Annotated in this window: 20 protein-coding genes; 1 reads left to right on the top strand and 19 read right to left on the bottom strand. The window is 71.9% G+C overall.

Translation table 11 applies throughout. The annotated features are described in order from the left end of the window. Window positions 1-73 precede the first annotated feature (73 nt). The 8 genes from pyrF to pyrR all read right to left on the bottom strand — a co-directional run bounded on the left by pyrF (window position 74) and on the right by pyrR (window position 10108). Complete coding sequence (gene pyrF / locus ACFY1P_RS15250; protein WP_361530492.1) at window positions 74-940, bottom strand: orotidine-5'-phosphate decarboxylase; 867 nt, start codon at window positions 938-940, stop codon at window positions 74-76. Then, a complete protein-coding gene (locus tag ACFY1P_RS15245) occupies window positions 937-2055 on the bottom strand; it encodes a quinone-dependent dihydroorotate dehydrogenase (RefSeq protein ID WP_390750829.1) in 1119 nt (372 codons plus the stop codon). Before ACFY1P_RS15245 ends, pyrF begins: the two co-directional genes overlap by 4 nt. Before the next feature lie 77 nt (window positions 2056-2132). Beyond that, a complete protein-coding gene (gene carB, locus ACFY1P_RS15240) occupies window positions 2133-5444 on the bottom strand; it encodes a carbamoyl-phosphate synthase large subunit (RefSeq protein WP_390750828.1) in 3312 nt (1103 codons plus the stop codon). Then, window positions 5437-6579 carry a glutamine-hydrolyzing carbamoyl-phosphate synthase small subunit gene (gene carA, locus ACFY1P_RS15235; RefSeq protein WP_361530501.1) on the bottom strand — a complete coding sequence of 381 codons (1143 nt, stop codon included), beginning with the start codon at window positions 6577-6579 and terminating at the stop codon, window positions 5437-5439. The genes carB and carA overlap by 8 nt, the downstream gene beginning before the upstream one ends. Continuing rightward, window positions 6576-7148 (bottom strand): hypothetical protein, encoded by a 573-nt coding sequence (locus tag ACFY1P_RS15230; protein WP_361530503.1) that lies wholly within the window; start codon window positions 7146-7148, stop codon window positions 6576-6578. The genes carA and ACFY1P_RS15230 overlap by 4 nt, the downstream gene beginning before the upstream one ends. After that, the gene (locus ACFY1P_RS15225) at window positions 7145-8431 is read right to left on the bottom strand and encodes a dihydroorotase (RefSeq protein ID WP_361530505.1); all 1287 of its coding nucleotides are present in this window, start codon (window positions 8429-8431) and stop codon (window positions 7145-7147) included. Before ACFY1P_RS15225 ends, ACFY1P_RS15230 begins: the two co-directional genes overlap by 4 nt. 2 nt (window positions 8432-8433) lie before the next feature. After that, window positions 8434-9414, bottom strand: a complete 981-nt coding sequence (locus tag ACFY1P_RS15220) for an aspartate carbamoyltransferase catalytic subunit (protein ID WP_361530507.1) — start codon at window positions 9412-9414, stop codon at window positions 8434-8436. 106 nt (window positions 9415-9520) lie between these two features. Then, the gene (pyrR, locus tag ACFY1P_RS15215; RefSeq protein ID WP_361530510.1) at window positions 9521-10108 is read right to left on the bottom strand and encodes a bifunctional pyr operon transcriptional regulator/uracil phosphoribosyltransferase PyrR; all 588 of its coding nucleotides are present in this window, start codon (window positions 10106-10108) and stop codon (window positions 9521-9523) included. 222 nt (window positions 10109-10330) lie between these two features. Here pyrR and bldD point away from each other — a divergent pair, with 222 nt between their 5' ends. Next, the gene (gene bldD / locus ACFY1P_RS15210) at window positions 10331-10831 is read left to right on the top strand and encodes a transcriptional regulator BldD (protein ID WP_004948690.1); all 501 of its coding nucleotides are present in this window, start codon (window positions 10331-10333) and stop codon (window positions 10829-10831) included. A 104-nt stretch (window positions 10832-10935) separates the two neighbouring features. Here bldD and nusB read toward each other — a convergent pair whose 3' ends face one another. From nusB to ruvX, 11 genes are all read right to left on the bottom strand, one after another. Next, complete coding sequence (gene nusB / locus ACFY1P_RS15205) at window positions 10936-11370, bottom strand: transcription antitermination factor NusB (RefSeq protein WP_116210727.1); 435 nt, start codon at window positions 11368-11370, stop codon at window positions 10936-10938. A 2-nt stretch (window positions 11371-11372) separates the two neighbouring features. Further along, window positions 11373-11939 (bottom strand): elongation factor P, encoded by a 567-nt coding sequence (gene efp, locus ACFY1P_RS15200; RefSeq protein WP_361535568.1) that lies wholly within the window; start codon window positions 11937-11939, stop codon window positions 11373-11375. Between the two features lie 46 nt (window positions 11940-11985). Continuing rightward, a complete protein-coding gene (locus ACFY1P_RS15195; RefSeq protein ID WP_390750827.1) occupies window positions 11986-13092 on the bottom strand; it encodes a M24 family metallopeptidase in 1107 nt (368 codons plus the stop codon). Between the two features lie 59 nt (window positions 13093-13151). Continuing rightward, window positions 13152-14021, bottom strand: a complete 870-nt coding sequence (locus ACFY1P_RS15190) for an AAA family ATPase (protein ID WP_390750861.1) — start codon at window positions 14019-14021, stop codon at window positions 13152-13154. Continuing rightward, the gene (gene aroQ, locus ACFY1P_RS15185; RefSeq protein ID WP_361522358.1) at window positions 14018-14470 is read right to left on the bottom strand and encodes a type II 3-dehydroquinate dehydratase; all 453 of its coding nucleotides are present in this window, start codon (window positions 14468-14470) and stop codon (window positions 14018-14020) included. Before aroQ ends, ACFY1P_RS15190 begins: the two co-directional genes overlap by 4 nt. Next, entirely contained in the window at window positions 14467-15555 is a 1089-nt protein-coding gene (gene aroB / locus ACFY1P_RS15180; protein WP_361522361.1) for a 3-dehydroquinate synthase, read from the bottom strand. The genes aroQ and aroB overlap by 4 nt, the downstream gene beginning before the upstream one ends. Window positions 15556-15562: 7 nt before the next feature. Further along, a complete protein-coding gene (locus ACFY1P_RS15175) occupies window positions 15563-16099 on the bottom strand; it encodes a shikimate kinase (RefSeq protein WP_361522364.1) in 537 nt (178 codons plus the stop codon). Then, entirely contained in the window at window positions 16096-17280 is a 1185-nt protein-coding gene (gene aroC / locus ACFY1P_RS15170) for a chorismate synthase (protein ID WP_361522367.1), read from the bottom strand. The genes ACFY1P_RS15175 and aroC overlap by 4 nt, the downstream gene beginning before the upstream one ends. A gap of 166 nt (window positions 17281-17446) precedes the next feature. Continuing rightward, on the bottom strand, window positions 17447-18289 hold the full coding sequence (locus tag ACFY1P_RS15165; protein ID WP_361522369.1) for a shikimate dehydrogenase: 843 nt from the start codon (window positions 18287-18289) through the stop codon (window positions 17447-17449). Next, a complete protein-coding gene (gene mltG / locus ACFY1P_RS15160) occupies window positions 18286-19935 on the bottom strand; it encodes an endolytic transglycosylase MltG (protein WP_361522372.1) in 1650 nt (549 codons plus the stop codon). Before mltG ends, ACFY1P_RS15165 begins: the two co-directional genes overlap by 4 nt. A gap of 128 nt (window positions 19936-20063) precedes the next feature. Further along, window positions 20064-20528 carry a Holliday junction resolvase RuvX gene (gene ruvX, locus ACFY1P_RS15155; RefSeq protein WP_301888993.1) on the bottom strand — a complete coding sequence of 155 codons (465 nt, stop codon included), beginning with the start codon at window positions 20526-20528 and terminating at the stop codon, window positions 20064-20066. Window positions 20529-20531: the final 3 nt, after the last annotated feature.

Below are 20531 nucleotides of genomic sequence, written 5' to 3'. Positions count from 1 at the left end.
AAGTCCTGGTCAGACTCGCTCGACCAGGACTTTTCCGGACATACTGGCCGACAATTCTTGGCCGGGATCGGCGCTAGACCGCCGCCGGACCATCCGATTCCACCGCGGCCCGCACCTCGTCGGCGAAGCGCAGGGCGCTCTCGCGCAGCGCGGCGACGTCCGGACCGTGGCGCAGCACACCCCGGCTGACGTTCGGGACGACGTCGCGGACGGCCGCGCCGAAGACCTTCGGCAGGTCGGCGGCGGTCGCGCCCTGCGCGCCGATGCCGGGGGCGAGCAGCGGGCCGCCGATCGCCAGATCGGCCCCCGCGGCGGCGAGCGAGCCGCTCAGCGTCGCGCCGACCACCGCGCCGTACGAGCCCATGGGCGCGGCGCCCGCGTTCTCGGCCCGGAGGTGGTCCAGCATCGTCGCCGCGACGCTCGCGCCCCCGGCCCGCACCGCGTGCTGCACCTCGGCGCCCTCGGGGTTCGAGGTGAGCGCGAGGACGAAGACGCCGGTGCCGCTCTCGCGCGCCAGGTCCAGGGCCGGGCGCAGCGAGCCGTAGCCGAGGTAGGGGCTGACGGTGACGGCGTCCGAGAAGAGCGGCGAGGCCGGGTCGAGGTAGGTGGCGGCGTACGCGGCCATGGTGGAGCCGATGTCGCCCCGCTTGGCGTCCATGAGGACCAGCGCGCCGGCCTCCCGGGCCTCGGCGACGGCCCGCTCCAGGACGGCGATGCCGCGCGAGCCGAAGCGCTCGAAGAAGGCGGACTGCGGCTTGAGCACGGCCACGCGGTCGGCCAGCGCCTCCACGACCGTGTGCGTGAAGCGCTCCAGGCCGGCGATGTCGTCGGTCAGGCCCCAGTCCGCGAGGAGCGAGGCGTGCGGGTCGATGCCGACGCAGAGCGGGCCGCGCTCATCCATGGCCCTGCGCAGCCGGGCGCCGAAGGGTTCGAGGGTCATGCGGCTGCCTTCTTCCGGGTCTCGGCGCCGACGGCCTCGGCGAGGGTGGCGTACGGGCTGGCGGCGAGGCGCTCGGCCAGGCCCCGGTGGATGTTCCGGCACCAGAACGGGCCCTCGTAGATGAAGGCGCTGTAGCCCTGGACCAGGGTCGCGCCCGCCAGGATGCGCTCCCAGGCGTCGTCGGCGGTCTCGATGCCCCCGACCCCCACCAGCGTGATCCGGTCGCCCACACGGGCGTACAGGCGGCTCAGGACCTCCAGCGAGCGGGCCTTGAGGGGGGCGCCGGACAGGCCGCCGGCGCCGATGGCCTCGACGGTGCGCTGCGGGGTAGCGAGGCCCAGGCCCTCGCGGGCGATGGTGGTGTTGGTGGCGATGATGCCGTCCAGGCCGAGCTCGACGGCGAGGTCGGCGACGGCGTCGACGTCCTCGTCGGCGAGATCGGGGGCGATCTTCACCAGCAGCGGCACCCGGCGGGTGGTGACGGTGCGGTCGGCGGCCTCGCGGACGGCGGCCAGCAGCGGGCGCAGCGCCTCGGTGGCCTGGAGGTTGCGCAGGCCCGGCGTGTTCGGCGAGGAGACGTTGACCACGAGGTAGTCGGCGTGGGCGGCGAGGCGCTCGGTGGAGGTGACGTAGTCGGCGACGGCCTCCTCCTCGGGGACGACCTTGGTCTTGCCGATGTTGACGCCGACGGTGGTCCGGAAGACCTCGTGCCGGGCCGCGAGGCGCTCCGCGACGGCCGCCGAGCCGTCGTTGTTGAAGCCCATGCGGTTGATCAGCGCGCGGTCCGCGACGAGGCGGAAGAGGCGCTTCTTGGGGTTGCCGGGCTGGGGCTGCGCGGTGACGGTGCCGATCTCGACGTGGTCGAAGCCGAGCATCGCCATGCCGTCGATCGCGGCGGCGTTCTTGTCGAAGCCCGCGGCGAGCCCGAAGGGGCCGTGCATCCGCAGGCCCAGGGCCTCGGTGCGCAGCGCCTTGTGGCGGGGGGCGAGGACGGCCGCGACGAAGGTCCGCAGGACCGGCACGCGGGCGGCGGCGCGGATCCAGGCGAAGGCCAGGTGGTGGGCCTTCTCCGGGTCCATGCGCTTGAAGAGCAGGTCGAAGAGGAGACGGTACATTTCAAGCCTTCTTGGGCGAGGTGGGGGCGGGGGGCTCGCGAAGAGGGGGACACCTTCCGGTGTCCCCCTCTCGTGGCCTACGCCTCGCGGGCGGCGGTCAGCGCCGTGGCGTGTTCCTGGAGGGACCGCACCCCGACGTCGCCGCGGGTGAGCGCCTCGATGCCCTGGACGGCGGCCGCGAGGGCCTGGACCGTGGTCAGGCAGGGCACGGCGCGGGCGACCGCGGCCGTACGGATCTCGTAGCCGTCGAGCCGGCCGCCGGTGCCGTACGGGGTGTTGACGATCAGGTCGACCTGGCCGTCGTGGATGAGCTGGACGATGGTCTTCTCCCCGCCTGGACCCTCGCCCTCGCTCTGCTTGCGCACCACGGTGGCGTTGATGCCGTTGCGCCTGAGGACCTCGGCGGTGCCGGAGGTGGCGAGCAGCTCGAAGCCGTGGGCGACCAGCTCGCGCGCCGGGAAGATCATCGAGCGCTTGTCGCGGTTGGCGACGGAGACGAACGCGCGGCCCTTGGTGGGCAGCGCGCCGTACACGCCGGCCTGCGACTTGGCGTATGCCGTGCCGAAGACCGAGTCGATGCCCATGACCTCACCGGTGGAGCGCATCTCCGGGCCGAGGACGGTGTCCACGCCGCGGCCGGAGGCGTCGCGGAAGCGGCTCCACGGCATCACGGCCTCCTTGACGGAGATCGGCGCGTCCAGCGGCAGGGTGCCGCCGTCGCCCTCCTTGGGCAGCATGCCCTCGGCGCGCAGCTGGGCGACGGTGGCGCCCAGCGAGATGCGGGCGGCGGCCTTGGCCAGCGGCACGGCGGTCGCCTTGGAGGTGAAGGGGACCGTGCGGGAGGCGCGCGGGTTGGCCTCCAGGACGTAGAGGATGTCCCCGGCCATGGCGAACTGGATGTTGATCAGGCCGCGGACGCCGACGCCCTTGGCGATGGCCTCGGTGGAGGCCCGCAGCCGCTTGATGTCGAAGCCGCCGAGGGTGATCGGGGGCAGCGCGCAGGCGGAGTCGCCGGAGTGGATGCCGGCCTCCTCGATGTGCTCCATGACGCCGCCGAGGTAGAGCTCGTGGCCGTCGTAGAGCGCGTCGACGTCGATCTCGATGGCATCGTCGAGGAAGCGGTCGATGAGCACCGGATGCTCGGAGATCAGGCCGGCGTGCCGGGTGAGGTACTCCCCCAGCGACGGCTCGTCGTAGACGATCTCCATGCCGCGGCCGCCGAGCACGTAGGACGGGCGGACCATGACGGGGTAGCCGATCTCGGCGGCGATGCCCTTGGCCTCCTCGAAGGAGAAGGCGGTGCCGTACTTCGGCGCGGGCAGCCCGGCCTCGGTCAGCACGCGGCCGAAGGCGCCGCGCTCCTCGGCGAGGTCGATGGCCTCGGGCGAGGTGCCGACGATCGGCACGCCGTTGTCCTTGAGCGCCTGGGCCAGGCCGAGCGGGGTCTGGCCGCCGAGCTGGACGACGACGCCCGCGACGGGACCGGCGAGGGTCTCGGCGTGGACGATCTCCAGGACGTCCTCCAGGGTGAGCGGCTCGAAGTAGAGCCGGTCGGAGGTGTCGTAGTCGGTGGAGACGGTCTCGGGGTTGCAGTTGACCATCACGGTCTCGTAGCCCGCCTCGCTGAGCGCGAAGGAGGCGTGGACGCAGGAGTAGTCGAACTCGATGCCCTGGCCGATGCGGTTGGGGCCCGAGCCGAGGATGATCACGGCGGGCTTCTCGCGCGGCGCGACCTCGCTCTCCTCGTCGTAGGAGGAGTAGAAGTACGGCGTCTTCGCGGCGAACTCGGCGGCGCAGGTGTCGACCGTCTTGTAGACCGGGCGGACGCCCAGCGCGTGCCGGACCTCGCGGACGACGTCCTCGCGCAGGCCCCGGATCGCGGCGATCTGGGCGTCGGAGAAGCCGTGCCGCTTGGCCTCGGAGAGCAGCTCGGGCTCCAGCTCGCCGACGGCGGCGAGCTCGTCGGCGATCTCCTTGATCAGGAAGAGCTGGTCGACGAACCACGGGTCGATCTTCGTGGCATCGAAGACCTCCTCCGGGGTGGCGCCGGCGCGGATCGCGGCCATGACGGTGTTGATCCGGCCGTCGGTGGGGACGACCGCCTTCGCCAGCAGCTCCGCCTTGTCACCGGGCGCGGAGACGAAGTCGAACTGCGAGCCCTTCTTCTCCAGGGAGCGCAGGGCCTTCTGGAGCGCCTCGGTGAAGTTGCGGCCGATCGCCATGGCCTCGCCCACCGACTTCATGGTGGTGGTGAGGGTGGCGTCGGCGGCCGGGAACTTCTCGAAGGCGAAGCGCGGGGCCTTGACCACGACGTAGTCGAGCGTGGGCTCGAAGGACGCCGGGGTCTTCTCCGTGATGTCGTTCGGGATCTCGTCCAGGGTGTAGCCCACGGCGAGCCGGGCGGCGATCTTCGCGATCGGGAAGCCGGTGGCCTTGGAGGCGAGCGCCGAGGAGCGGGAGACGCGGGGGTTCATCTCGATGACGATGATCCGGCCGTCGTCGGGGTTGACCGCGAACTGGATGTTGCAGCCGCCGGTGTCGACGCCGACCTCGCGGATGATCGCGATGCCGATGTCGCGCAGCCGCTGGTACTCGCGGTCGGTGAGCGTCATCGCCGGGGCGACGGTGATCGAGTCACCGGTGTGCACGCCCATGGGGTCGAAGTTCTCGATGGAGCAGACGACCACGACGTTGTCGTTCTTGTCGCGCATCAGCTCCAGCTCGTACTCCTTCCAGCCGAGGATGGACTCCTCCAGGAGCACCTCGGTGGTCGGGGAGAGCGTGAGGCCCTGGCCGGCGATGCGGCGCAGCTCGTCCTCGTCGTGGGCGAAGCCGGAGCCGGCGCCGCCCATGGTGAAGGAGGGGCGGACGACGACGGGGTAGCCGCCGAGCGTCTCGACGCCCGCGATGACCTCGTCCATGGTGTGGCAGATGACCGAGCGGGCGGACTCGCCGTGGCCGATCTTCGCGCGGACGGCCTCGACGACGCCCTTGAAGAGGTCGCGGTCCTCGCCCTTGTGGATCGCCTCGACGTTGGCGCCGATGAGCTCGACGTCGTACTTCGCCAGCACGCCGTTCTCGTGCATGGAGATCGCGGTGTTGAGCGCGGTCTGGCCGCCGAGGGTGGGCAGGAGGGCGTCGGGGCGCTCCTTGGCGATGATCTTCTCGACGAACTCCGGGGTGATCGGCTCGACGTAGGTGGCGTCGGCGATCTCCGGGTCGGTCATGATCGTGGCCGGGTTGGAGTTGACCAGGATGACCCGCAGGCCCTCGGCCTTCAGGACCCGGCACGCCTGGGTGCCGGAGTAGTCGAACTCGGCGGCCTGGCCGATGACGATCGGGCCGGAGCCGATGACCAGGACGGACTGGATATCGGTGCGCTTAGGCACGCTGGCCCTCCATGAGCTGGACGAAGCGGTCGAACAGGTACGCGGCGTCGTGCGGGCCTGCTGCTGCCTCGGGGTGGTACTGGACGCTGAACGCCGGCTGGTCGAGCAGCTGGAGGCCCTCCACCACGTTGTCGTTCAGACAGACGTGGGAGACCTCGACCCGGCCGTACGGCGTGTCGGTCGCCGCGTCGAGCGGGGCGTCGACGGCGAAGCCGTGGTTGTGCGCGGTGACCTCGACCTTGCCGGTCGTGCGGTCCTGCACGGGCTGGTTGATGCCCCGGTGGCCGTACTTCAGCTTGTAGGTGCCGAAGCCGAGCGCGCGGCCGAGGATCTGGTTGCCGAAGCAGATGCCGAAGAGCGGGGTCTTGCGCTCCAGCACGGCCTGCATCACGGCGACGGGGCCGTCGGCGGTGGCCGGGTCGCCCGGGCCGTTGGAGAAGAACACGCCGTCCGGGTCGACCGCGTACACGTCCTCGACCGTGGCGGTCGCGGGCAGCACGTGCACCTCGATGCCGCGCTCGGCCATCCGGTGCGGGGTCATGCCCTTGATACCGAGGTCGACGGCGGCGACGGTGAACTTCTTCTCGCCGATCGCGGGGACGACGTACGCCTCCTTGGTGGCGACCTCGGCGGAGAGGTCGGCGCCCTGCATCTCGGGGGCCTGGCGCACCTCGGCGAGCATCGTGCCCGCGTCGGGCAGGCTGTTGCCGGAGAAGATGCCGACCCGCATCGCGCCGCGCTCGCGCAGGTGGCGGGTGAGGGCGCGGGTGTCGATGCCGCTGATGCCGACGACACCCTGGTGGGCCAGCTCCTCGTCGAGGGAGCGGCGGGAGCGCCAGTTGGAGGGGATCCGGGCGGGGTCGCGGACGACATAGCCGGCGACCCAGATCCGCTGCGACTCGGGGTCCTCGTCGTTGACGCCGGTGTTGCCGACGTGCGGGGCGGTCATGACGACCACCTGGCGGTGGTACGACGGGTCGGTCAGGGTCTCCTGGTAACCGGTCATGCCGGTGGAGAACACCGCCTCGCCGAAGGTCACCCCCACGGCCCCGTAGGCGCGGCCGCGGAAGGTCCGGCCGTCCTCCAGGACGAGTACGGCGGGGACCTTGGAGGTCCCCCTGGTGGAGGTCGTCATCGTGCGCCTTCCATGTCGTGGTTCCGGTGGTGCAGCTGGGTGAGTGCCTCGACCCAGGCGGGGTGCTCGGCGGCCCGGTCGGAGCGGAAGCCGGAGTCGATCTCCCGGTCGCCGTGCTCCCAGGTGATCACCAGCAGGCCGCCCTCGGTGAGGACCTTGCCGGCGATGCCCTTGTCGAGCCGGGCGCCGCGCACCCGGTCCGCGGGGATGAAGAAGTCCTGGGCCCCGGGCCGTGCGACGCCGACGCCCTGGTCCGTCAGGGTGAGCTCGGCGCGGCTGCGGGTGCCGAGGCCGCGCGCGACGATCCGGTCGAGCCACTGCCCGGCGGTGGTGGAGCCGTGGTAGCGGCCCGCCATGGTCAGCCGGGGCTCGGCGGTTGTGGCCGGGGCGGCGGGCAGCTCGGGCAGGTCGCCCTGGAGCGTGCCGCGCCACTTCCAGCCCTCGCGCATCAGCCAGTAGAGCAGCGCGATGAAGAGCAGCAGCCCGACGACCCAGCCGATCCGTGCGGCCCAGTCGGTGACGGCCTGGGACTTCTCCTCGACCGCCAGATTGATCAGTGCAGATGTCACGCGAGTTTCCCGTCCACGACCGTCGCCCGTCCCCGCAGGAAGGTGTGGGTCACGCGTCCCGGCAGCTCACGGCCCTCGTAGGGGGTGTTGCGGCTGCGGGAGGCGAAGCCCGCGGGGTCCACGGGTCCACGGTAAGCGGAATCGACCAGGGTGAGGTTGGCAGGCTCCCCCGCGGCGACCGGGCGGCCGTGGCCGGCGAGGCGGCCGATCTCCGCCGGGCGGGCGGACATCCGCTCGGCGACGCCCGCCCAGTCCAGCAGGCCGGTGTCGACCATGGTGTGCTGGACGACCGACAGGGCGGTCTCCAGGCCCACCATGCCCATGGCCGCGGCGCCCCACTCGCAGTCCTTGTCCTCGTGCGGGTGCGGGGCGTGGTCGGTGGCGACGATGTCGATCGTGCCGTCGGCCAGCGCCTCGCGCAACGCCAGCACGTCGCGCTCGGTGCGCAGCGGCGGGTTCACCTTGTAGACGGGGTTGTAGGTCCGCACGAGCTCGTCGGTGAGGAGCAGGTGGTGCGGGGTGACCTCGGCGGTGACGTCGATGCCGCGGGACTTGGCCCAGCGGACGATCTCCACCGAGCCGGCCGTGGAGAGGTGGCAGATGTGCACCCGGGAGCCGACGTGCTCGGCGAGGAGGACGTCGCGGGCGATGATCGACTCCTCGGCGACGGCGGGCCAGCCGCCGAGGCCGAGCTCGGCGGAGACGACGCCCTCGTTCATCTGGGCGCCCTCGGTCAGCCGCGGCTCCTGGGCGTGCTGGGCGACGACGCCGCCGAACGCCTTCACGTACTCCAGGGCGCGGCGCATGATCACGGCGTCGTCGACGCACTTGCCGTCGTCGGAGAAGACGCGGACGCCGGCGGCGGAGTCGTGCATCGCGCCCAGCTCGGCGAGCTGCTTGCCCTCCAGGCCGACGGTGACGGCGCCGATGGGCTGCACGTCGCAGTAGCCGGACTCCTTGCCCAGGCGCCACACCTGCTCGACGACGCCGGCGGTGTCGGCGACGGGGAAGGTGTTCGCCATGGCGAAGACGGCGGTGTAGCCGCCGCTCGCGGCGGCCCGGGTGCCGGTGAGGACGGTCTCGGAGTCCTCCCGGCCCGGCTCGCGCAGGTGGGTGTGGAGGTCGACCAGGCCGGGCAGCAGGATCTTGCCGTCGGCCTCGATGACGGTGGCGTCGCCCGCGTCGATGCCGGTGCCCACGGCGGCGATGGTCTCGCCGTCGATGAGGACGTCCTGGGGCTCGCCGCCGAGGATCTTCGCACCGCGGATCAGGGTCTTGCTCATGGTTAGTTGTTCTCCTCGGTGCGAGTGGTGGCGACGGCCGGCTCGGAGCCGCCGAGCAGGAGGTAGAGGACGGCCATGCGGATGCTGACGCCGTTGGCGACCTGCTCGACGGCGGTGCAGCGGTCGGAGTCGGCGACCTCCGCGGTGATCTCCATACCCCGGTTCATCGGGCCCGGGTGCATCACGACGGCGTGTTCCGGCATCCGGGCCATCCGGTCGCCGGTCAGGCCGTAGCGGCGGGAGTATTCACGCTCGGTGGGGAAGAAGGCGGCGTTCATGCGCTCGCGCTGGACGCGCAGCATCATGACGGCATCGGACTTCGGCAGCACCGCGTCCAGGTCGTAGGAGACCTCGCAGGGCCACTGCTCGACGCCGATCGGCACCAGGGTGGGCGGTGCGACGAGGGTGACGTGGGCGCCGAGGGTGTGCAGCAGGTGGACGTTGGAGCGGGCCACCCGGCTGTGCAGGATGTCGCCGACGATCGTGATCCGGCGGCCGCCGAGGTCCCGGCCGAGGCCGGCGTCGTGCCCGACCAGGCGGCGGCGCATGGTGAAGGCGTCCAGGAGCGCCTGCGTGGGGTGCTCGTGGGTGCCGTCACCGGCGTTGACGACGGCGCCGTCGATCCAGCCGGAGTTCGCCAGCCGGTAGGGGGCGCCGGAGGCGTGGTGGCGGATGACGACCGCGTCGGCGCCCATGGCCTCCAGGGTCAGGGCCGTGTCCTTGAGGGACTCGCCCTTGGAGACCGAGGAGCCCTTGGCGGAGAAGTTGATGACGTCGGCGGAGAGCCGCTTGGCGGCGGCCTCGAAGGAGATGCGGGTCCGCGTCGAGTCCTCGAAGAAGAGGTTGACGACGGTGCGGCCGCGCAGGGTCGGCAGCTTCTTGATCGGCCGGTCGGCGACCCGGGCCATCTCCTCGGCGGTGTCGAGGATCAGGACGGCGTCGTCGCGGGTGAGGTCGGTGGCCGAGATGAGGTGGCGCTTCATCCGGATGCTCCGTGGTCGAGGAGGGGGTGTGGGGGTGGCGAGCAGCGGGCCGCGGCCGGGCATGCCGGGGCACGGAACCGGCGGTCGCCGGGGCCGGAGGCGACCGCTACTGCTGGGCCGGGGCGGTCTCGCGCACGCCGAGGAGCACGCTGTCGCGGCCGTCCTCCTCGGTGAGCTGCACCTTGACCGTCTCCCGCAGCGACGTGGGGAGGTTCTTGCCGACGTAGTCGGCGCGGATGGGCAGTTCGCGGTGGCCGCGGTCGACGAGGACAGCGAGCTGGACGGCGCGGGGGCGGCCGATGTCGTTCAGCGCGTCGAGCGCGGCGCGGATCGTCCGGCCGGAGAAGAGCACGTCGTCGACGAGGATCACCAGGCGGCCGTCGATGCCGGGGCCGGGGATGTCGGTGCGGGCGAGCGCGCGGGCAGGGCGCAGCCGCAGGTCGTCGCGGTACATCGTGATGTCGAGGGAACCCACCGAGGTCTTGCCTCCGGTGATCTCCTCCAGCTTGGCGGCCAGCCTGCGGGCGAGGAAGACCCCGCGCGTCGGGATGCCGAGGAGCACCACGTCGTCGGCGCCCTTGGCGCGCTCGACGATCTCGTGGGCGATACGGGTCAGGACCCGGGCGATGTCCGGTGCTTCCAGCACGGGACGGGCGGCGGAACCGGTCTGGTTCGCGTCACGGTTTGCGTCCATACGAAACGGACCCCCTTCTCCGCCTCACGGGACGGACATTAAAGGACGTCGGATTTATCGTTCTCACCGTACCAGGGTCCCGGACCAGGACCGGCCACCGCCCCGCACGGGGGATGCTGTGGACCATTCGGCTTGACGAAGTCAGATTACGCTGCGTAACCTCACAGTGAGTTACCAGCCACGCGGCAGAGCCGCAGATTGATACCGCGTCCGGGGAGCTTTATGTCCAGCGAATACGCCAAACAGCTCGGGGCCAAACTCCGCGCCATCCGCACCCAGCAGGGCCTCTCCCTCCATGGCGTCGAGGAGAAGTCCCAGGGCCGCTGGAAGGCCGTGGTAGTGGGCTCGTACGAGCGCGGCGACCGTGCCGTGACCGTGCAGCGCCTGGCCGAGCTGGCCGACTTCTACGGCGTTCCGGTGCAGGAACTGCTGCCGGGCACCACGCCGGGCGGGGCCGCCGAGCCGCCGCCGAAGCTGGTCCTGGACCTTGAGCGCCTGGCCCACGTGCCGGCCGAGAAGGCGGGTCCGCTCCAGCGCTATGCCGCGACCATCCAGAGCCAGCGCGGCGATTACAACGGCAAGGTCCTGTCGATCCGCCAGGACGACCTGCGCACCCTCGCCGTGATCTACGACCAGTCGCCCTCGGTGCTCACCGAGCAGCTGATCAGCTGGGGCGTGCTCGACGCCGACGCGCGCCGCGCCGTCCAGCACGAGGACGCCTGAGCCTCGGCTCCGGTCATGTCCCCGCCCTGACGGGCCAAAAGCCGTGGGGCGGGGAGAAACCTTTGAAAAGGTTTCTCCCCGCCCCACGGCCTTTTTTACGTCTGTCAGCTCTCGTCGCGACGAAGGCTCGGCTTGAGGTCCTTGAACCGGCCGAGCAGACCGTTCACGAAGGACGGCGAGTCGTCGGTGGAGAACTCCTTGGCGAGCTGCACCGCCTCGTCGATCGCCACCGCGTCCGGGGTCTCGTCCTCCCAGATCAGCTCGTAGGCACCGAGCCGCACGATGTTCCGGTCCGCGACCGGCATCCGGTCCAGGTCCCAGTCGACCGCGTAGGTGGCGATGAGCTCGTCGATGCGGGACACGTGCTCCGCATACCCCTCGACCAGCTGCATCGTGTATTCGTTGACCGGCGGCTGCCGGTCGTCGGAGCGCGAATGCCGGACCCAGTCGGCGAGCACGTTCTGCACGGTGGTGCCGCGCTGATCGGCCTCGAAAAGGATCTGGAAGGCGCGCTTACGGGCCTTGCTGCGGGCGGCCACGGTTAGCTGTTCACCCGACCGAGGTAATCACCGGTGCGCGTGTCGACCTTGATCTTCTCACCCGTGGTGATGAAGAGCGGGACCTGGATCTCGTAGCCGGTCTCCAGCTTGGCGGGCTTGGAACCGCCGGTGGAGCGGTCGCCCTGGACACCCGGGTCGGTGTGCTCGATGGTCAGCTCGACGGCGGCCGGGAGCTCGACGTAGAGCACCTCTTCGCCGTGCTTCGCGACGACGGCCTCGAAGCCCTCGATCAGGAAGTTGGCGGCGTCGCCGACGGCCTTGCGGTCGACGTGCAGCTGGTCGTACGTGTCCATGTCCATGAACACGAAGTACTCGCCGTCCATGTACGAGAACTGCATACCGCGCTTGTCGACGGTGGCCGTCTCGACCTTGACACCGGCGTTGAAGGTCTTGTCGACCACCTTGCCGGAGAGCACGTTCTTCAGCTTCGTGCGGACGAAGGCGGGGCCCTTGCCGGGCTTGACGTGCTGGAACTCGACGACGGACCAGAGCTGGCCTCCGTCGAGCTTGAGCACCATGCCGTTCTTGAGGTCGTTCGTGGAAGCCACGGTTGCGGAATCTCCTGGACTGAAGCTGGGACCCCGAAGGCACGCGCTACAGCGCGAGCAGCTCCTTGGTCGTAATGGTGAGTAGCTCGGGTCCGCCATCCGCCTCGGGGCGGACGACGAGCGTGTCATCGATCCGGACGCCGCCCCGCCCCGGGAGGTGAACCCCCGGATCTACGGTGACCGGCACGCAAGCGTCCAGTTTACCCATTGCCGAGGGCGTCAGCCGAGGGTCCTCGTCGTTTTCGAGTCCCACGCCGTGTCCGATGCGCGGTCCGAGCCTCTCACCGTGGCCCGCGGCCTCCAGGACGACCCGTGCCGCGCGGTCCACATCGCGGTACGGAGTGCCCGGCGCGAGCTTCTCCCGGCCCGCCCGCTGAGCGGCGAACACCTGCTCGTACAGCTCGATCTGCCAGTCCGCGGGGCTGGTGCCGATGACGAAGGTCCGGGCCACCTCGCTGCGGTAGCCGCGGTAGTCGGCGCCCAGGCAGACGCAGAGGAAATCGCCCTCCTCCACCCGCCGGTCGGTGGGCACGTGCCCGGCCAGCCCCGAATTCGGGCCGGCGCCGACCGAGGTGGTGAAGGCCGGGCCCGACGCGCCGTGGTCGACCAGGCGGCGCTCCAGCTCCAGCGCCAGGTGCCGCTCGGTGCGGCCGACGAGGATCGACTCCAGGAGCTCGCCCAGCGCCTGGTCGGCGATCTCCGCGGCGATCCGCAGCGCGGAGATCTCCTCGTTGTCCTTGACCACGCGCTGCTGCTCCACGGCCGTGCCGAGGTCGTCCAGGCGCAGCCGGGGCGCGACCGAGCGCAGGGCGCGGTGCCGGGCCACGGTCAGGTGGTGCTCCTCGACGGCCAGCGAGCGGGCTCCGGCCGCGGCGGCGCGCTCGGCCCCGGCGACGGCGGGGTCGCCGTCCGGCGCGGACAGCACCTCGATCCGCAGCCCCTCGGCGGGGCGGTCGGCCGGGCTCCGCGGGGCGAGGTCGCCCGGACACAGCAGGGCGTCCTCGGCGGGCCCGACGAGCAGCGCGGCACCCGTCGGCGCCCCGCCCGCCAGATACCGGACGTTGGCGCCGCCGGACACCAGGGCGGCCTCGCTCCCGGCCGCCTCGCAGCGCTCACGCAGCCGCGCGCGGCGCGCCGCGTACACCTCGGACATGCTTCCGAGCGTACGGCGGAGTGCCGTCGCGGGCCGTTCCAGCGCGTCCGACTGGGCGCCTACGGATAGCCGGGGGGCGCGGCCAGGGCGCGGGCGACCACGTCGTCCAGCAGGCGGGCCGTGGTGGCGACGTCCTGCTGGGAGTTGTCGATGATCGGCAGGCCGGAGCCGTACCAGCCGGCCATCCGGCCGTGGATCCTGGCGACCTCCTCGTCGCCGAGGCGGCGGTTGCCGGTGCGCGCGGCGTTGCGCTCCAGGACGATCTCCAGGCCGGGCAGCAGGACCACGGGCAGCAGCCCGGGGCCCACGTGCCGCTTCCAGCCGCCGAGGCCGACGACGGGCCGGTCGGGGAAAACCGCGTCGTCCAGGACGCAGGAGATGCCGTTGGCGAGGAAGTTGCGGGCGGCGAAGCCGCAGGTGCGGCGGGCGAGGCGGTACTGCGCCTCGGAGTGGTCGTTCCACCCGGACTGCGGGTTCGCGAAACCGGAGCGCACCCACTCGCGCACGTCGTCGAGGCTGATGTGTGCCGTGGGCACGGCACGGGTGTCCGCCCAGTGCCGTGCCACGGTGGTCTTGCCCGCACCGGCCGGGCCGATGATCAGCAGGGCCACGGCGGCGTGCGCCGCGTGCGCGGCTTCGGCGTGGGGCATGGGGAAGCCTGCGGTGGCGTCCGGTCCGGGCGGGGGTGGTACGGGTGGCATCGGGGGGTGGGGTGGTGGCACCGGCGGTCCCCCTGGGTGCTGCATGCGGTTGGCACTCCGTCTCGTGCGGCGACTTGCGCGGCAGAGGCTATCCCCCGCCCGGCCGGGGCCGTGCCCCGGACCCCTGGTCCGGGCGCGGCCCGCCGGGCCGGTGGCGGCCGGTCGCGCTCCCCGGGCCCCGCGGGGACCGGGCGGAGCCCCGGTCCCCGGTGAAGACGCGTGGGTCAGCCCCGCAGTTCCTCCGCCAGGGCACGCAGCGCGAGCCGGTAGGAGCCGATGCCGAAGCCGGCGACCGTGCCGCTGGCCACCGCGGCGATCACGGACGTGTGGCGGAACTCCTCGCGCGCGTACGGGTTGGAGATGTGCACCTCGACCAGCGGCGCCGTGCGCTGGGCCGCCGCGTCCCGCATGGCGTACGAGTAGTGGGTGAAGGCACCGGGGTTGATGACGACGGGGATCCGCCCGTCGGCCGCCTCGTGCAGCCAGCGGACCAGCTCGCCCTCGTCGTTGGTCTCGCGGACCTCGACGTCGAAGCCGAGCTCGGCACCGAGCTCCGTGCAGGCTTCGACCAGCCCCTTGTAGGAGGTCGAGCCGTAGACGTCGGGCTCGCGCGAGCCCAGCCGGCCGAGGTTGGGCCCGTTGAGCACGAGCACCCGGCCGCGCTCGCCGGCGCTCACGCGGCGATCTCCGCGTGGGCGGCCAGCAGCATCGCCGGGTCCGGGGATTCCAGGACGGTGGGCTTGGCGAGGCCGTCGAGGACGATGAAGCGCAGCCGGTCGCCGCGGGACTTCTTGTCGACCTTCATGGTCTCCACCAGCTTGGGCCACTGGTCGCCGCGGTAGGTCACGGGCAGGCCCACGGACTGAAGGATGGCGCGGTGCCGGTCGGCGGTCGCGTCGTCCAGGCGGCCGGCGATCCGGCCGAGTTCGGCGGCGAAGACCATGCCGACGGAGACGGCGGCGCCGTGCCGCCAGTTGTAGCGCTCGTTCTTCTCGATCGCGTGGGCCAGGGTGTGCCCGTAGTTGAGGATCTCGCGCAGGCCCGACTCCTTGAGGTCGGCGGAGACGACCTCCGCCTTGACCCGGATCGCGCGCTCGATCAGCTCCGCCGTGTGCGGCCCCCGCGGGGTGCGGGCGGCCGCCGGGTCGGCCTCGACGAGGTCGAGGATGACCGGGTCGGCGATGAAGCCCGCCTTGATGACCTCGGCGAGCCCGCTGACGTAGTCGTGGACCGGCAGCGACTCCAGTGCGGCGAGGTCGCACAGGACCCCGGCCGGCGGGTGGAAGGCACCGACGAGGTTCTTGCCCTCGGCGGTGTTGATGCCCGTCTTGCCGCCGACCGCGGCGTCGACCATGCCCAGCACGGTGGTGGGTACGGCGATCCAGCGCACCCCGCGCAGCCAGGTCGCGGCGACGAAGCCGGCCACGTCGGTGGTGGCGCCGCCGCCGACGCCGACGATGACGTCGGTGCGGGTGAACCCGGTCTGACCGAGCGCCTTCCAGCAATAGGCCGCGACCTCGACGGTCTTGGACTCCTCGGCGTTGGGGAGCTGGATCGCGATGGCTTCGTAGCCCTGCGCGGCCAGGTCCTGGCGGAGCACCTCGCCGGTCTCGGCGAGCGCCTCCGGGTGGAGCACGGCGACCCGCTTGGCCTCGGTGCCGATCAGCCCGGGCAGCTCGCCCAGCAGCTGGTGGCCGACCAGGACCTCGTACGGCTCGGAGCCCGCGCTGGCGACCCGGATGCGGGTGGGGGCGTCGGTCATGCGTTCCTCATTGCGTGGTGTCGGGGGTACGGTCCCGGGGCAGCGCCAGCGCGTCGAGCACGGCGTCGGCGACCTCGTCCGGGGTGCGGCCGCCGGTGGTGACGACGGCGCGGGCGACCTCGGTGTAGAGCGGGCGGCGCGCGGCCATCAGCTCCCGCCAGCGCTGCCGCGGGTTGACCGCGAGCAGCGGGCGCGGGGCGTCCAGGCCCACCCGGTGGACGGCGTCGGCGAGTTCGACGTCGAGGAAGATCACCGGGAGGCCCTTGAGCAGGGCGCGGGTGCCGTCGTCCATGACCGCCCCGCCGCCGAGGGCGAGCACCCCGGGGTGCTCGGCCACGGCGGTGCGGACGGCCTGCCGCTCCAGCTCGCGGAAGTGCGGCTCGCCCTCGTCGATGAAGATCTCCGGGATGGGCTTGCCCGCGCTCCGCTCGATGTCGGCGTCGGTGTCGCGGTAGCCGGTGCCCAGCCGCTGGGCGAGCAGGGCACCGATGGTGGACTTGCCCGCTCCGGGCGGGCCCACCAGCACGACGGCGGGAGGGGTCACTTGATGGCCAGGTTGTCGAGGTAGCTCTGGACGTTGCGCCGGGTCTCGGCCACGCTGTCGCCGCCGAACTTCTCCGCCACCGCGTCCGCCAGCACCAACGCCACCATGGCCTCCGCCACGATGCCCGCGGCCGGGACGGCGCAGACGTCGGAGCGCTGGTGGTGCGCCTGCGCGGCCTCGCCGGTGGTCACGTCGACGGTGGCGAGGGCGCGGGGCACGGTCGCGATGGGCTTCATCGCCGCCCGCACCCGCAGCAGCTCACCGGTGGTCAGACCGCCCTCGGTGCCGCCGGAGCGGCCGGAGGTGCGGCGGATGCCGTCGTCGGTGGCGACGATCTCGTCGTGCGCCTGCGAGCCGGGCACCCGGGCCAGGTCGAAGCCGTCGCCGACCTCCACGCCCTTGATCGCCTGAATGCCCATCAGCGCGGCCGCGAGGCGCGCGTCGAGCCGGCGGTCCCAGTGCACGTGCGAGCCCAGGCCGACCGGGACGCCGTACGCGAGCACCTCGACGACGCCGCCGAGCGTGTCGCCGTCCTTGTGGGCCTGGTCGATCTCGGCGACCATCGCCTTGCTCGCGTCCTGGTCCAGGCAGCGCACCGGGTCGGCGTCGAGGCGCTCGACGTCGGCGGGCTCGGGGTAGACGCCGTACGGCGCCTTGGCGGCGGCCAGCTCCACGACGTGGGAGACGATCTCGATGCCGGCCGTCTCCTTGAGGTAGGAGCGGGCGACGGCGCCCAGCGCCACGCGGGCCGCGGTCTCCCGCGCGGAGGCGCGCTCCAGGACCGGACGGGCCTCGTCGAAGCCGTACTTCTGCATGCCCGCGAGGTCGGCGTGGCCGGGGCGGGGGCGGGTCAGCGGGGCGTTACGGGCCAGCGCGGCGAGCTCGTCGGCGTCGACGGGGTCGGCGGACATGACCTTTTCCCACTTGGGCCACTCGGTGTTGCCGACCATGACGGCGACCGGCGAACCCATGGTCAGGCCGTGCCGCACGCCGCCGAGGAAGGTGACCTCGTCGCGCTCGAACTTCATGCGCGCGCCCCGGCCGTAGCCCAGGCGCCGCCGGGCCAGGTGGTCCGCCACCATCTCCGTGGTGATCGGCACACCGGCGGGCAGGCCCTCCAGCGTCGCCACCAGTGCCGGACCATGGGACTCTCCGGCCGTCAGCCAGCGCAACCTGCTCAACGGGACTCCTCTGCTCGCGCCTGATCTTGCTGCGGCGCGACCCGGGGGTACCTCCCAGCGCTGGCTGGGGGCGCGCGGCCCTGGCCCGCCGTTGTCGATCCTCCCACGTCCCGGGCCCTTTCCCGGCCTCAGGTCCGGGTTGTGGACGGACTCGGTCAGGTCGTGGTCAGCGAGCGCGTGCCGCGAGTGCTTCCTCGCCCGCCGCGCGCATCGCCGCGAGGGGCCCCGGTCTGCATCCGGTCATCTGCTCGACCTGGAGCACCGCTTGGTGCACCAGGAGGTCCAGGCCGCTGAGGACGGCACCGCCGTTGGCCGTCCAGGCGGCGGCCAGCGGGGTCGGCCAGGGCTCGTAGAGGACGTCGAAGAGGGTGCCGGGGTGCTCGGGGACCGCGGCGGCGAGGGCGTCCGTGGCACCGGCCGGCGTGGTGGCGACGACCAGGGGCGCGGTGAGGGCCTCGGCGGCACGCGACCAGTCGGTCACCGTGACGGGCACGCCGAGCCGCTCGCCCCACTGGCGCATCTCGGCGGCCCGCGCCTCGCTGCGCACATAGGCGGTGACCTCGCCGGTGCAGATCCGGGCGAGGGCGGCGAGGGCGGAGGAGGCGGTGGCACCGGCGCCGAGGACGGCGGCGGAGTCGACCTTCTCGACGCCGCGCTCGCGCAGGGCGGCCTCGATGCCGGGGATGTCGGTGTTGTCGCCGAGGCGGCGGCCGTCCTCGGTGAGGACGACGGTGTTGACGGCCTCGACCGAGGCCGCGGTGTCGCTCACCTCGTCCAGCAGCGGCAGCACCGCGCGCTTGAGCGGCATCGTGAGCGAGAAGCCCGCCCAGGTGCCGTCCAGCTCCGCGAGGAAGCCGGGCAGCGCGGCCTCGTCGATCTCGAAGCGGTCGTACGTCCACTCCCCCAGCCCCAGCGCCGCGTAGGCGGCGCGGTGCAGGACCGGCGAGAGGGAGTGGCCGATCGGCGATCCGAGCACGGCCGCGCGGCGGCGCCTGGGCTGGACGGTCATCCCTGCTTCTTCCTCTGGTTCTCGTTGAACTCCTGGACGAGCTTGTCGTGCTCGGCCAGTGTCGTGGCGAACTTCGTCGTCTTGCCGTCGACGGAGACGAAGTAGTACCAATCGCCCGGTTCGGGGTCCATCGCGGCCTTCAGCGCCTCTTCCCCGGGGTTGCCGATGGGACCGGGCGGCAGGCCCTTGACGTGGTACGTGTTGTACGGATCGTCGTACGACCGGAGCTGCCTGGGGTCGAGGTCGAGCTTGCTCTGGTTCTTGATGTAGTTGTACGTCGAGTCGAACTCGAGCTTGCCGTTCGTCTGGGTGTTGGTCGGCTTGAGCCGGTTGTAGATGACGCGGGACATCTTGCGGAAGTCGTCGTGCGTCATGCCCTCGGCGTTCACCAGGCTCGCCACGGTGATCAGCTGGAGCGGGGACTTCAGGCCGAGTTCGCGCGCCTTGCCCTCCAGGTCCTGCTTGGCGTAGGTCTCCTTGGCCCGCGCGACCATCTGCTTGAGGATCTCCTCGGGCTTGGTGCCCTTGCTCGCGTTGTACTGCGAGGGGAAGAGGAAGCCCTCCAGCGGGTCCTTGACCTTGGGGTCGCTGTCGGCCCAGTCGGGCAGCCCGAGGTTCTTCGCCTGGTTCTTGGCGACGTCCTTGGTCGTGCCCTTCGCCAGGCCGAGCTTCTCGTCGATCGCGGCGTAGACCGACACCGCCCGGCGGCCCTCGCCGATGGTGAGGAAGTTCGAGGTGTTGGTCATCATCGACACGGCCGCGGCACCGGACATCTCCTTGTGGAGGGTGTAGGTGCCGGGCTGGATGGCCTTGCCCTTGGGGTCCTTGCCCGCCGCCTCGGTGAAGGCGCCGACGCTCTTGACCACACCGGCCTTCTGGAGCACCTCGCCCATCTGGCTGATGCCGTAGCCCTTGGGGATCTCGACCTGGACCTGGCCGGTGCCCTCGCCGTCGTAGTCGGGCGCGGCCCCGAAATGGGTCTGCCAGTAGTCGTAGGCGAGATAGCCACCGCCGCCCACGACACCGACGAGCACCACGGCGACCAGGAGACAAGCGGTGCCGCTGCGGCGCTTCTTGGGCTTCTTGCCGCCCCGCCGGTCACGGCCGCCGGAGCGCTCCTCGGCCGGCTCGTCCTCCTCCGGCTCCGTCCGGACGGGCCCGGAGAGGTCGTCGAAGAGGGACAGCTTGTCCTCGTCGGGCTCCGAACGCCACTCCGCGGGCTGCTCGAACTCCTGCGTGTGGTGCTGCTGCGTCTCGTGCTGAGCCTGCCGCGGCACCTGCTGTTCGTACTGCTGGGGGACGTGCTGCTGAGAGGCCTGCTGCTGAGGCGCGTGCTGCTGCTCCTGCGGCCCGCGCTGGTGCTGGGGCTGCGGCGGCGGATAGGCGTCCTGCGTGCCGTAGTAGTCCGGGCGCGCGCCGGTGTAGGGGTCGACGGGCTGCTGCCCGTACTGCTCCCCGGTGCCGTAGGGACCCCCCGCGCTCTGCGAGGGGTCCCAGCCGTACTGCTGTTGACCGTACTGAGGCTGTGACGGCTGCTGGGGATGCTGATGCTGCGGATGCTGTTGCCCGTCGTATCCCGGGTCCCCGTACAGAGGGTCCTCGGGATGCCACGGTTGGGAGCCGGAGCCCCGGCCATACTCAGTCATCAATCCCCTAGAGCCGCACAGCGGCAGCCGGTCGGCACTCCGTGGAGCGCGGGTTCCGAATCGTCCGGTCCTGTACGGGAGACGTTCGAACGGCTGCCATGTCAGCGCGGAACGTTACCGTACTGCGATCAGATGACCACGTCGACGGCCTCGCCGGGAGGCCGGCCGGAGACCTTCTCGATCTCCAGCGCGTTCTGCAGGATGACCACGGCGGCCGCCTGGTCGACGACCGAGCGCCCCTTTCTGGTGTTGACGCCGGAGGCGCGCAGTCCCTGCGCGGCTGTGACGGTCGTCATGCGCTCGTCGACCAGCCGCACCGGTACGGGCGCCACCCGCCGGGCCATCTCCTTGGCGAAGGTCCTGACCTTGGCCGCGGCCGGCCCCTCTCCCCCCTTGAGGGAGCGGGGCAGACCGACGACGACCTCGATCGGCTCGTACTCCGCGACGATCGCCACCAGCCGCTTGTGGGCCTGCGGGATGTCACGCCCCGGCACGGTCTCGACCGGGGTCGCGAGGATCCCGTCGGGGTCGCACGAGGCGACCCCGATCCGGGCGTCCCCGACATCTACGGCGATGCGCCTGCCACGTCGCACGGC

The sequence above is a fragment of the Streptomyces sp. NPDC001407 genome (genome assembly GCF_042895325.1).
In the GTDB taxonomy this organism is placed as follows: domain Bacteria; phylum Actinomycetota; class Actinomycetes; order Streptomycetales; family Streptomycetaceae; genus Streptomyces.
Note: the sequence above shows the minus strand (reverse complement) of the source record. Positions and strands in the feature narration are given on the sequence as shown.